General features: G+C 57.8%; 10 protein-coding genes. 3 read left to right on the top strand and 7 right to left on the bottom strand.

The window, feature by feature from the left end; genetic code table 11:
• Nucleotides 1-69: 69 nt before the first annotated feature.
• Genes iutA through iucA form a run of 5 tightly spaced genes read right to left on the bottom strand, consistent with a single transcriptional unit; the run spans nt 70 to nt 8,040 of the window.
• Nucleotides 70-2,271, bottom strand: a complete 2,202-nt coding sequence (gene iutA, locus ACG1VR_RS14475; RefSeq protein WP_395489155.1) for a ferric aerobactin receptor IutA — start codon at nt 2,269-2,271, stop codon at nt 70-72.
• Nucleotides 2,272-2,296: 25 nt separating this feature from the next.
• Nucleotides 2,297-3,631: an NADPH-dependent L-lysine N(6)-monooxygenase gene (gene iucD, locus ACG1VR_RS14470; RefSeq protein WP_395489154.1), complete on the bottom strand. Its 1,335-nt coding sequence runs from the start codon at nt 3,629-3,631 to the stop codon at nt 2,297-2,299.
• Nucleotides 3,632-3,634: 3 nt separating this feature from the next.
• Nucleotides 3,635-5,368 carry an aerobactin synthase IucC gene (iucC, locus tag ACG1VR_RS14465; protein WP_395489153.1) on the bottom strand — a complete coding sequence of 578 codons (1,734 nt, stop codon included), beginning with the start codon at nt 5,366-5,368 and terminating at the stop codon, nt 3,635-3,637.
• The gene (iucB, locus tag ACG1VR_RS14460; RefSeq protein WP_395489152.1) at nt 5,368-6,315 is read right to left on the bottom strand and encodes a N(6)-hydroxylysine O-acetyltransferase; all 948 of its coding nucleotides are present in this window, start codon (nt 6,313-6,315) and stop codon (nt 5,368-5,370) included. Before iucB ends, iucC begins: the two co-directional genes overlap by 1 nt.
• On the bottom strand, nt 6,316-8,040 hold the full coding sequence (iucA, locus tag ACG1VR_RS14455; protein WP_395491114.1) for an aerobactin synthase IucA: 1,725 nt from the start codon (nt 8,038-8,040) through the stop codon (nt 6,316-6,318).
• Nucleotides 8,041-8,172: 132 nt separating this feature from the next.
• On the opposite strand from iucA, the gene ACG1VR_RS14450 reads away from it, so the two are divergent.
• Both ACG1VR_RS14450 and ACG1VR_RS14445 read left to right on the top strand, forming a co-directional pair.
• The gene (locus ACG1VR_RS14450) at nt 8,173-9,384 is read left to right on the top strand and encodes an MFS transporter (RefSeq protein ID WP_016535884.1); all 1,212 of its coding nucleotides are present in this window, start codon (nt 8,173-8,175) and stop codon (nt 9,382-9,384) included.
• Nucleotides 9,385-9,399: 15 nt separating this feature from the next.
• The gene (locus ACG1VR_RS14445; RefSeq protein ID WP_395489151.1) at nt 9,400-10,290 is read left to right on the top strand and encodes a siderophore-interacting protein; all 891 of its coding nucleotides are present in this window, start codon (nt 9,400-9,402) and stop codon (nt 10,288-10,290) included.
• A gap of 33 nt (nt 10,291-10,323) precedes the next feature.
• Here the strand turns inward: ACG1VR_RS14445 and ACG1VR_RS14440 are convergent, their stop codons facing one another.
• Entirely contained in the window at nt 10,324-10,959 is a 636-nt protein-coding gene (locus tag ACG1VR_RS14440) for a TetR/AcrR family transcriptional regulator (RefSeq protein WP_016535886.1), read from the bottom strand.
• 248 nt (nt 10,960-11,207) lie between these two features.
• On the opposite strand from ACG1VR_RS14440, the gene bhsA reads away from it, so the two are divergent.
• Entirely contained in the window at nt 11,208-11,465 is a 258-nt protein-coding gene (gene bhsA, locus ACG1VR_RS14435) for a multiple stress resistance protein BhsA (RefSeq protein WP_016535887.1), read from the top strand.
• Nucleotides 11,466-11,571: 106 nt separating this feature from the next.
• Here bhsA and ACG1VR_RS14430 read toward each other — a convergent pair whose 3' ends face one another.
• Entirely contained in the window at nt 11,572-12,546 is a 975-nt protein-coding gene (locus tag ACG1VR_RS14430) for a L,D-transpeptidase family protein (RefSeq protein WP_395489150.1), read from the bottom strand.
• Nucleotides 12,547-12,683 lie beyond the last annotated feature (137 nt).

Below are 12,683 nucleotides of genomic sequence, written 5' to 3'. Positions count from 1 at the left end.
AGGGTTAATATGTGAGGAAGAGTAAGCATGTGAACTTGCCCGACAAATGCCGGGCAAGTCAGCGCGGTTTTAGAACTGAACGGAGTAGTTCATACCGAAGGTGCGGCCGCGGCCTTTGTAGTCATACAGCGAAGCAGGGCCATAGCCCGGGCTGTAATACAGAGGTGCGCGCTGGCCCCAGACCGTGGTGTAGTCGCGGTCGAAGAGGTTTTCTACGCTAAGGCTAAGTTTACCCACCGGAAGCTGGTAGCTGCCGAGTAAATCAACGGTAGTGTAGCCATCAATGCTGTATCCAGCGGCATCGCTTACGTTGAAGGACGTGGTGCTTTGAACGCGCAGGCTCCACGGGTCCGGCGCCCAGCCGATATAAGCGGTTGCTTTCGATGGGCTGGCAACTTTCACATCATATTTCTGCCAGCTACCGTTCACTTTAGACTCGGTTTTCAGCACGTTAAAGTTTGCGCCGGTGCTCCAGTTGGTATCGGGAATAAAGTAATCCACCGCGCCTTCAACGCCGTAAATACGGCGTTTATCGTCAACTACGCTAATGGTCAGGTCTTTATTCGCCAGCACGCTTTTATCGGACAGCGAGTAGTAAGCCGCAATCTGAGTACGCAGGTTATCGCCGGTGTAACGCCAGCCCAGCTCATAAGAGTCAACCTTCACGCCCTGCAACTTGCTGGCACTCACGTTCACGCTATTGGTCAGCGGCAGGTGGCCGTTAACCGCTGCGCCATAGGTTCCGCGGCCGTAGTACTTGCCCGGGTCCGGCAGCTCAACGCCCTGGGAGAAGTTTACCCAGGCCTGCTGGCGCTCGGTGATGTGCATCAGCAGCCCGGCGTTAAACAAGAAGTTGTCGTAATCGGTGGAGCCGCCAGGAATCGCGTCGGCAGACTTCACTTTGCCGGAGGCAATCTGCTGCTGCTGGGCGAAGCCGATAAAATCATCGACTTTGTTCTCGGTGTACTGGTAACGCACGCCGCCGCTCAGGGTAAAGATTTCGTTGATGTCATAGCTGGATTGCAGGAATGCAGCCAGATTGCTGATGTCGTAGCCCGGATAACGGCCGGTGGTAAAGATTTTTTGGTTGTTCAGGCCGCCGGAAGCGCTTGCCTGGGCCAGATCGAAGAACATCTGGTTAGAGGTAAAGCGTTCATGGTCGGCGTCCAGACCGTAGGTCAGCTGCCAGCCGTCCAGCGGCTTGCTGTTCAGCGTCAGCTTTGCACCGTACTGATCGGTATCCTGCTGAGAGGAAGAGAAAGCAGTCGCTTTTTTATTCGCGTCTACGGTCGGGAACGGATAGAACATCAGCGATTCGTCGCGATAGTAAACCTGGCCTACCAGCTCCTGGCCGAGGAAATCGCTATTAGAATACTGCATGCTAATCAGGTGACGCTCGGTGCCCGGAATACGGTCGGAATTCAGGCCCTTGCTCACATACGGCGAGCTGCTGCCGCTAATTGCCGAGAAGTTTTTCCCGAGATTCAGGCCGTAATCGTCGTCGCCCTGGCTTTTGTAATACTGGGTAATTAATTGCAGCTGCTGGGTTTCATCGATATTCAGCGTGCCGGTGCCCATTACGTCCAGGCGGTCGGAGTATTGCAGGCCGGTCTGGGTGTTATCGAGCAGGGTGGCATCGCCGTTACCGTCATACCAGCCACCAAATTTCTGATACGCCACCGACATACGGCCGGAGATATGCTCGTTGCCACCGGAGATGGCGCTGGCGATACGCTCATCATGATCTTTGCTGCTGTTAAAGCCGCTTTTGGTGCCTGCCTCAAACTCCATCTGGGTTTCCGGCTGGCCTTTTTTGGTCACGATGTTGATAAGGCCGCCGGTGCTGCCGCCGCCGTACAGCGACGTTGCGCCGGAAATCACTTCAATATGTTCGATATTGAACGGATCGATAGAGTCCAGCTGGCGGCTGTCGGTGCGCGATGAATTGAGGCGTACGCCGTCAATCAGCACGACCAGCGGGCGGCCACGGACGTTCATGCCATAGTTAGTACGGCTCTGGCTGCTGACGTCCAGGCCTGGGATCAGCTGGGCCAGCGCGTCTTTAAGCTCTTTGCCGCCCTGGATCTGCTGCTCCAGTTCGGTTTTCTCAATCACCCAGGTGGTTTGGGCCATTTCAGCGACGGTGCGGTTGCTGCGGTTGGCGGAAACCACCATCGTCTCGTCGCTATTTTGCTGGGCAACCGCCGGCGCTATCATGGCGAGAAGTAGCGGGTTGAGCGCCCAAAGTGTGTGCTTTTTGGTTATCATCATTGTTCCTTCAACGGGGTTTAAAAAATCACCCCAAAGATGCTGTGTAGTGTGTTAAAGAAGCAGCATTCTGCTGCGGTTTTTCCCGGCTGCCGCTGCGCCATTGGATCAACGCTGGCGGCGTACTGAGATCGAACAAATCACGCCCCAGTGCGCGATTCAGAATACGGGCGGAGCGCCAGGCCATTAGGCTCAGCTGAGGCTCGGCAATGCCGTGCGTTTGCATACTGGCGTTAACCGCAAAGATGCTGTTTTCTTTCGGGCCATCCCACTCCAGCGTAAAGTCGTCACGTACCCGGAAGTTGCACTCGTCGCGCATCGCCATTTTCGGCATCAGCGGGGAGAGCATCTGCGGCAGGGTCGGGCGGTAGCCGGTAGCGAAGATAACCACGTCGCTGTCGAGCGTGTCGTAGCCCTTATCCAGATGGTGCTCCAGCAGTAGCTGCCAGCCCTGGCCGCGGCTCTCAAGGCCGGTCACAGAACGGCTTGGCAGCAGGCGCGCGTTACGCGGCAGGCCCTGTACTTCGAAGCGGTGATACAGCTCGCGGTAGATGGTCAGCAGCGAGTCGGCGGTGATGCCGTCGGAGGTCATCTTCTGCTCATCCAGCATTTTCTGGCGCGCTTTCTCATCCAGGCCAACAAAGCCTGAAACGTATTCCGGCGTGAAGTATTCGTTGGCAAATGCCGCTTCATCCAGGGCGTTGAAGTTATTGCGGCGTGAAACCCAGTTAACTTCGGCCACTTCTCCCCATGCGCCTCGGAAGGCGTTCAGGAACAGGTCGGCACCGCTTTGCCCGCCGCCGACAACCGTTACGCGTTTGCCGTTCAGGTTCGGCAGGCGCAGGCTCATTTCGCTGGCGTGGAAGCAGGTTGGAGTGGCGGTTTTCACGCACGGCGGCAGGTGCGGCTGCTTGCCTATGCCGAGGCAGATATTGCGGGCGAGGGTTTCGCCCTGGCCGGTTTGCACCACAAACAGCTGGCGGCGCTCGTCAAAATCAACGCGCTCTACCGTCTGGTTAAAGTGCAGGTTGTTCATGCCTTCTGCGGCCCAGCGCAGGTAGTCGGAAAACTCGTCGCGCGAGACGGTGCGCAGCTCGGTAGTCAGGAAGCGGTAGAATTTCTTGCGCTTCACAAGGTAGTTCACAAAGCTGAACGGGCTGGTGGGTGCCACGGCGCTGACCAGGTCTTTCAGGAACATGGTCTGCATATGGCAGTCCGGCACCAGCATGCCGGGGTGCCAGGCAAAGTCGGGACGGCTGTCGAAAAACCGGCTGCTAAATCCCTCTGCTTCGTGTGACAGCGCCGCAATGCTCAGGTTAAACGGGCCGATACCTACGCCAATAAAATCAACAGTGTTTGTCATAATTCAATCCCTGGTTACCAGCCACAATGGGTTTTGCAGATCCTCGAGGTAATTCGGCAGCATGCGGCTGCCTCCGTCCTGGTCAGGCCAGGTCAGTTTTACCGGGTTCAGCACAACGCGGATGATTTGTGGCTTAAAGAGTGAGAAAAGCGCAAAGCGCGCCGACATTTGCGGATGTTGCTGCATGTAATCACTCAACACTGCGGCCAGCAGTTGGTAAAAACGTCTCTCCGGCACGCCGAGGCGGGCCATAAGCGGCGAAACAAAGCGCAGTACCGTAACAAAGTGGCCGGTCTGCAAATCATGAATTAAGTAATCGGCGCTCAGGCGGGCGGTAACGTCCCGCACTTCCTGAGGCAGGGAGTCCATCTCCGGGAACTCATCCTTCACCAGACGCATATCGCCCTGAAAATCTTTCAGCAGGACGCGCTGCGGCACGCCATCTTTCATGGCGAGGGTAATATTTTGCCCGTGGGCAATCAGCGCTACGCCGTAGCGGCAGAGCAGGTGATAAAGCGGCACAACTACCGCACGGAACATCTGGCTGAGCCAGGTTTCAGCATCCAGGCCTGACTGGGCGATATACGCCCCAATCAGAGGCCGATTATTTTCGTCGCACTCCATCAGGGTCGCCATCAGGATCGGGGTTTCGTCCTGCTTCAGCCAGCGGCTCGGGTTTTCACGCCAGATAACGCCCAGCATTTCCTGGTAGCGGTAGGGGGCCTGAGCCAGCGCGGCGTAGCCTTCATGGGAAACGTAGCCCGCAGCGGGCTCACCGAGGATGACGGCTCCGGTTTGCCTGAGCGTGTCGTCCGTGGCGAAGACGCTCTGAAGCCAGCGCGAGGCCAGCGGCCCGGCGGCAATGTATTTGCCGGGAATACCGCGATAGCAGGAGGTGTTGTAGATGGTCAGCGGCAGCTTGATATCCAGCCCTCCCTGGCGGCTGGCGTTGGTCAGAGTACGCAGCGACTGCTGGGCCAGCCATTGGTCGCCAAATTCCCCGAGGGAAATCATCTTGCCTTCGGCCAGATCAGCAACGAAATCAAGGGCAATTTTCTGCTGCCATTGCCACGGATGAACCGGCAGCGGCAGCCAGCTATCGTCCAGGCCATTCTCCTGCCAGGCCTGGTTAAAGCGGGCAAACTCCTGCGGGTCCATCGCGGCGCTAAGCAGTTGCTGAATATCCAGCTCGCTGTCGCAGCGCCACACCATATGGTCGCGCTTTACCGCCAGCCAGTGCAGGCGGAAGGTGTTGGCGTACTCCGGGGCGTAACGCTCCAGCGCCTCTTTACCCCAGCCGCGGCGGCCCTTGTTGAAGGCGAACTTCGGGTGGCCGCTCAGCAGGCATTGTAGGCGATCCGGGTCCAGGGCGATAAGCTCGCTGGCGCTCATGCCCCGGCGGGCGTTAAGCAATTGCAGGTCGCCAAGCAGCGTGGCGTACAGATCCTGCATATGCTCGGCGACGGTGGCATCGCTCATCGAGAGCACCGGCTTGAGCTGCATCAGCAGGGTTTGGGCCAGTGCCGGTTCGTCCGCACAGCGCAGGGTTTGCGCGTCAATCCACAGCCAGCCCCAGATCCCGCGCTCGGCGCTGAAGTGCCACTCTGCACCGGGCAGGCCGATGCAGTAGCGGTTATCGCCCTGAGATTCGGCCTGGAAAACCTGCTCATACTCCAGCTCGGCCAGCATTTTTGCCACCAGCTGGCGGTTTACAAAATCCCAATCCTTGCGATTCATTACAGGCCCACCTCGTTGAAGAAGTTATCCCGGTTAGCCATCACCAGGCGCGAACGCTTATGCGGGAAGTCGAACTCTTTGATAGTCGCGTAGCCCGCAGGCTCCAGATGGCGGAACAGGCGCTGGTTGTCGGCGCGCGGCTCCAGCACGGTGCGTTGGGTACGCGGCTCGTCCAGCAGCAGGTAATGGGTCAGCCCGCGCAGCCAGCTCTGCACATAGTGCGCGCCGCGCCACTGCTGCTCGCCGACCAGAAGATGCAGGCCGCGGTCAAACGGCTGCCAGGCGTAGTGGCGACCAATGCGGTCTTCCGGCGCCCAGTAAATTTCGAAATAGCTGAACGGCTGGTCGTCAAAGCAGCCGATCAGCGGGAAGGCGTGTGTGCCGGTAAGCTGGCGTTCGAGATAGGCGGTTTGCAGCTCCAGCGAGCCGCTTTGCTCCCAGAAATACTCGACGCGGGGATCGTTCATCCAGCGCGTAAAGCGCTCTGCATCAAGCGCCGGGTCGGCAACGCGGAAGCTCAGCGTCTTGCGGACTTTTGGATCGTAGCGACGGTAAACTTCGCCTTCCGGGCGAGCCGGGCGCTGCGGGAAATAAATCTCGCGTTCGGCATCAAATACCATCTCGCCGGAAGCGCGTTTCGCCGGGGTACTGAGCCACAGAGGCAGCTGCCAGAAGGCCGCGCGATGTACGATATCGCTTTTCAGATAGTCGAAGAGCACCAGGGCCTGCGGCTCCTCGCGCCATTCGGCGTAAGGCAGCACGATGGCTGAAAGCTGAGGCGCGGCAATAAACATCTGGTCCAGCGCGTCGCGCAGCCAGCCGTCCGGCAGCAGGCCGGGCCAGTGCAGAACGGCGCTGTTATCCTGACCCCAGCCGATGTTCAGCGGTTTAGCGAGCTTTTCGCAGCGCAGGCCGTGCCCGCCGTGAACGATAGTTGCCTGAAACATTCAGCCCTCCTGAGCCAGCAGCGGATTCACGAAATCAAAGTAGATAACCGAAGGATCGACGATGGTGTTTTCGTTGTGGTCGTGCAGGTAGCAGAAGAAGTTGCCCTTCACATTCCAGTGCGTGCTTTCCAGCACGTAGTCGAGGCAGGTTTTATGAGTCACCTGGTCACGCACGGCGCTGAGCGAGTCGCGCACGCGGGCCATCAGGTTAGCTTCGCTATCCAGCCCGGCAGCACCCAGCGCGGCGGTAACCGCAAAAGTGGAGTTGACCAGCAGGTAATAAGGGAAATAGCGCAGCAGCTGCTCGCGGCTAAAGACGTTCTCCGCCTGAGCCTCGCCGATGGTGTCCAGCCAGCCTGCGGCATGCGGCATAAACGCGCTGCCCTGGCAGTCACGGTAGATAAGGCCTATCGGTAAGTCCTGCTGCATTTCGACCAGAATATTTTGCTGGTGGGCCAGCAGCACCAGGCCGTAATCCGCTTCGGCGGTAAACAGCGGCTTCAGTACCTGCCGGCAGTAGGCTTCAACCCAGGCATGGGCAGCCTGCTGCTCGGTAATATTCAGGCGAGTGCTAAGGCGTTTAACCGCGGCAACCAGCAGTGAATCGCCGCCGTCCGGCGCAGACTGGGTCAGGGAGACCAGAACGTTGGTCTGGCTCTGCGGCTGTTCAACCAGCAGGTTCTCACGCAGGGCGAACAGGCTCTCTTCCATAATATTGCCGTGCAAATCTCTCAGCCCGGCCCAGCCGTCTTCCTGCATCACGCGGAAGGTCGGGAAGCGCGCCTGCAAATCCTGCCAGCGTTCGGTTTGTGCCAGGCGGGCCAGGCGCATTCCGCGCTTCACTTCTTTCACCGATAAGGTGCGCACCGAGTTGGTCAGGCGCACGCTCAGGGAAAACTTAATCATGTCGCGGCTGGTGGCGCAGTAAAGCGAGCGGGAAGAGGTGGTTGGCAGCCATGGCGCACCGGCTTCGCCTAAATCTTTTATCAGATTTCTGGCGACTAATTGCTGGCACCATTCCTGCTCCAGCAGGTACTCCGCCTGCCACGGATGCAGCGGGAACAGCCACTGATTATCGCTTAACTCGTTCAGCAACTGCGGAGCATTTTCAGCGGCAAAGCGCGTCAGACGCTGCTGCAAATTAAGGTGCAGGCTTTCGCCCGCCAGCTGGGCCTTATCGACCGCAAACCAGCGCAGCGGGAAGTGCGGGGCGAAGTCCGGCAGATAGCGCTCGGCTTCCTGTTGATTAAAGGGTTCGTGAGACTTAGGCGCAGGGTGGAAGGCATGGCCGACCAATAATGCCTGCTCCGCCTCGCCAAAGTTCAACGCCTGCTCGCGCAGCCCGCTCCAGTCGTGGCGGGAGTCAATTGCCTGCTGAGTATGGGCATGGCTTTCCATCACGCGCTGATAAAACGCCTCGCAGCCGGTGGCCGGGAGCATTTGCTGGTGCTGGAGTTTATCGACAATAAGCTGGGAGAGAGTGGCAAAATCAACCGGCTGGCTGCCGGTAGCGTTAACCAGGCGGGCCGGAAATTCAAAGCGGTGATGCTGGGTGGGAGAGAAATAAGCCACTTTAAAGTGCAGAGCTTGCTGTTCACCCAGCGGGATAATTAGTTCGGCTGGCTGGCTTTCGGTAAGACGCCAGTCGTTGGTTTCACGGACCAGGGAATTGAGGAAGCACTGCGCGGCCACATCCCAGGCCAGAGTTTTATTTGGCAAAGTCATCATCAAACAGTTTCCACGCGTTATGATAATGCGAATTTTGCCGATAACGGTTCTCATTATCAATAACAATTGTTAGAATCGCTAAAATAAATTTTACAAATACGCACAATCACTCTACGGGTTAGCAACACTTTGACATCTCTCGACGTCGCGGCCGCGCCGCAAAAATCCCTTTCCTGCTGGCCGCTTGCGCTTAGCGCCGGGTTGCTCGGCGTCGGGCAGAACGGACTGCTGGTTGCCATCCCCGTGCTGGTGATTCAGACAAACCTGAGCCTGTCCGTCTGGGCGGCTTTACTGACCCTGGGGTCGATGCTGTTTTTGCCGTCCTCGCCCTGGTGGGGAAAACAAATTGCCCGCCTGGGCAGTAAGCCCGTGGTGCTATGGGCGCTGGCGGGGTATGGCGCGAGCTTTACTCTGCTGGGGCTGGGCAGCGCGCTGCTGGCAACCCATGCGGTAACGGGTGCCGTCGGGCTGGGGATATTAATTGTCGCGCGCATTATCTACGGCCTTACCGTCTCGGCGATGGTGCCTGCCTGCCAGGTGTGGGCGCTACAGCGGGCGGGCGAGGGCAAGAGGATGGCGGCGCTGGCAACCATCAGCTCCGGGCTGAGCAGCGGCCGCCTGTTCGGGCCTCTGTGTGCCGCCGGTATGCTGGCTATTCATCCTCTCGCGCCGCTGGGGCTGCTGATGGTGGCTCCCTTGCTGGCGCTGGTGATGCTGCTGCGCCTGCCGGGTACGCCTCCTTTGCCCGCCAGCGAACGTAAAAGCGCCCGCCTGCGCCTCGACTGTATGCCTTATCTGCTGTGCGCCATTCTGCTTTCTGCGGCGGTCAGCCTGATGCAGCTTGGGCTTTCTCCGGCGCTTACCCGGCAGTTCGCTACCGATACCGCCGCCATCAGCCATCAGGTTGCCTGGCTGCTGAGCCTGGCCGCAGTGGCTTCATTACTCGCCCAGTTCGTTATTCTTCGCCCGCAGCGCATGGCCCCGATGTCGCTGCTGCTGAGCGCCGGTGCCCTGATGATTTGCGGCCTGGCGATGATGATTTCCGTAGAGCTGTGGTTGTTTTATCTCGGCTGCGCGCTGCTTTCATTTGGCGCGGCGCTGGCCACCCCGGCCTACCAGCTGCTGCTGAACGACAAGCTTGCCGACGGCGCGGGGGCAGGCTGGATTGCGACCAGCCACACTCTGGGCTACGGCTTATGTGCATTACTGGTGCCGCTGGTGTCCAAAACAGGCGCTGAAGCGGCATTGATTACGGTGGCTTTTTTGGCCGCAGTGTTATTTACCGTGGTGTCCGGCGTTATCTGGCGCAGCCGCCACCGTTCACGTCATTCTGCAATTTAAGCGTAAGGAAAAGTTATGGCTGGAGTTCAGGGCTACCGTCTGTTCAACGTTCAACTGGCGCGCAAAACCGAAGTTTCTCCTTCGCTGCTGAGCCTGGTGTTTAGCGGGCCGGATGTGGCGCAGATGAAATGCGATTCGCCGGATCAGCGTATTAAGATGCTGTTTCCTTCTGAGGATGGCACGCCGCCTTCGCTCCCCGCCGAAGGGCAGTGGTATCAGATTTCGCAGGGCATGCCCAAAGAGAAGCGTCCGGTTATTCGTACCTATACGCTGCGCCACGTTGATGCAGCCCGCCAGGAAGTGACCGTTGAGTTTGTCAGCCACGGTACCGAAGGGCCCGCTTCCGCATGGGCAATTAACTCCGTGCCGGGAGACTGCATCCAGATAGTTGCGCCTAATGCCGCCCACCCGGAAGACAGCGGTGGCTATGAATGGACGCCTCCGGCGGGATTGCGCAATGCGCTGATCGTTGCCGACGAAACAGCACTCCCTGCGGCGCGGGGCATTCTTGAGATGCTGGCGGGCCAGCCCAATCCGCCAAAAGTGCAGGCATTTTTTGAAGTACCGGAGCAGGGCGATTGCGTTGACCTGAGCGCCTTTAGCTTCGCCGAGATTAACTGGCTACCGCGTAAACCTGCGGCGGCAACGCACGGAGAATGCCTGATTCAGGCGGTGAAAACCCATGCCCGCGTGCCGGAAAGCAGCCATCATGAAGATGTGCGGGAAGAGGCCGAGGATGAGCTGCTGTGGGACAAAGCGACTACCGGCAGTAATGAGTTTTACGGCTGGGTGGCGGCCGAGTCCACCGTGGTTAAGCTGCTGCGTCGCCATTTGATAGGCGAGCGGGGCGTGGAGCACGAGGCGATTAACTTTATGGCCTATTGGGCGAAAGGGCGCGTGCGCTAACAAAAAGGGCGGCCATCATGGCCGCCCTGCGAGTCAGATCTTCTTCAGCTCCGGCAGCAAACGTACCGTCGTTTTGACTATCTGCATTAACTCTTCGTAGCTGGCGTTTTCCCGCGCGCTGACCGACATTCCCTGAATAATACAGCACAGATATTTTGCCAGGCAGCGCACATCGCGCTCTGCCGGTATTTCCCCTTTCTGCTGATGCTGCTCAAGGAAGCGGATCAGCGTCTGCTCCTGCACGGCGTGCCGGGCCTTTATCGTGGCGGCAATATCTTCCGAAGAAGCCGCCAGCACCGACGAGGTGCAGATAATAAAGCAGCCCGCGGGCGTACTTTTGTCGGTAAAACATTTTGCCACCGCAGAGAGATAGTTCTCCAGCGCGGTTTCCATCGTCTGCTCTTCGCACAGCAGGCAGGCTTCATGCTTTGCCGCAAACCGTGCGATGTAGCGGTCCAGCACCGCGCGGAATAGCCCTTCTTTGTTGGTGAACTCCGCATACAGCGTGGGCGCTTTTGCCCCGGTGGCTTCTACCAGATGCGCCATGGATGTTGCTTCATAGCCATGCTGCCAGAAGAGTGTCATGGCCTTGTCGAGTGCCGCTTCCCTGTCAAACACTTTTGGACGGCCACGGCTTTTTTTGCTGCAACTTAATGTCTCGGTTGCCATATCTGCCGTTTAACCTCTGTCTAATTAGTGAACACTTATTATAAAAATAATCGACGACAGTAGCCAGAGGCTTGTTATGAAAAATAATTATTTCTTATCACAATGAAAAATAGCGCTTTTTTTAATTACTTAACGTTCGTTATTAAAATGTGTTGACGTGTGACGCAGATCACGTTTATCATTTTTCTATCGATCGTTAACTAATTCGGGTTGGCGACCTAAATAATCACCTGCTTAGGACATTTACGATGAAAACTTTAACTACTCTGTTCGCTGCCGCCGTACTTAGCTCACTCTCATTCGCAAGCTTTGCGGCTGTTGAAGTCTCCGCCACTCCGGCCGGTCAGCAGAAAGTCGGCACCATCAGCGCGGACGCGGGCAGTAATCTCTCTTCCCTGGAAGAACAGCTGGCCGCCAAGGCCGATGCAATGGGCGCTAAATCGTTCCGTATTACCTCCGTTAACGGTCCGAACACCCTGCACGGTACAGCAGTCATCTATAAATAAGCCGGACGTTAACCCTCAATACGTTTGACCTTATTCGTTATATGCCACTGCAAGCAAAAGGCCCTGTCTTTCGACAGGGCCTTTTTTTTACGCATAAAATCTGAATCTAGATTTCGTTTGCTGGCTGGTCAGCCGTATGAGCATTGACGTTAACCGGCATCCCGGAGCGGTGCTCCATTGCCTGCGCCATGACCTGAGCGTCGGTCTGCGGCGCGTCACGGAACTGCTTCATCGGCTCGTTGAGCACAATCGGCAGCACTTTTGGATCGTCATCAATGGCTTTGGACAGCGGCTGGTGAACTTCAACCAGGCGGGAACCATCCGGCTCGATGGAGGTTTTAATTGGCGTATTGATGATGCGCACCTGGGTGCCGACCGGAACCTTGTTAAATAGGGCTTTAATGTCACCGTCGCGCAGGCGAATACAGCCCGAGCTTACGCGCATCCCGATGCCGAAGTCGGCGTTGGTGCCGTGCAGCAGGTAAACACCGCCGAACGCCGCGAGGCGGATCGCATGGTGGCCCATCGGGTTATCCGGCCCCGCAGGAACCACGGCAGGCAACTTCACGCCCTGAGCCAGATAGCGGGCGCGAATATTTGCCGTTGGCGTCCAGGTTGGGTTGGCGCGTTTATCGGAGATCTTTGTCACCATTGTTGGAGTCAACGTATCGCCACCCAGCTGGCCGATGCCAATCGGGTAAACGGTGACGCTATTTTGCCCGGCAGGGAAGTAATAGAGGCGCAGCTCGGCGAGGTTGATAACAATGCCTTCGCGCGGCACGTCCGGCAGCAGCATCTGGCGTGGGATGGTCAGCACGCTACCGGCACGCGGAACGTAAGGATCGACGCCCGGGTTGGCCTGCAATAAAGCCAGGAAACCGACGTTGTACTTCTTGGCAATCGCCTCCAGCGAACCGCCGTCGTTCTCAACCTGGTGGAACAGGTTTTTGCCAATCAGGCGACTATTGGCGGCCGGAAGCGGGTAATCGTTAGCGCTGGCGGGTAGCGCAATAATCGCCGCGCCCATCAGGGCCACGGCGGCAAACCAGCGGCGGAATAACAAAGTACGCGTTGCAAACATAGCTTAAACCCTGCGTTTAAAATGGCTAATTTTATTAGACAGATAGACGCCAATTATCGGCTAGCGGAATGTCGGGAAGTCCTGGGAGATTGCAAAGAATGTGTAAATGTCACAGAAAGTTGCGCCTTACCGGGCGG

Source organism: Cedecea davisae, assembly GCF_044095835.1.
GTDB lineage: Bacteria > Pseudomonadota > Gammaproteobacteria > Enterobacterales > Enterobacteriaceae > Cedecea > Cedecea davisae.
This window is presented reverse-complemented; position numbering and strand designations above follow the sequence as displayed.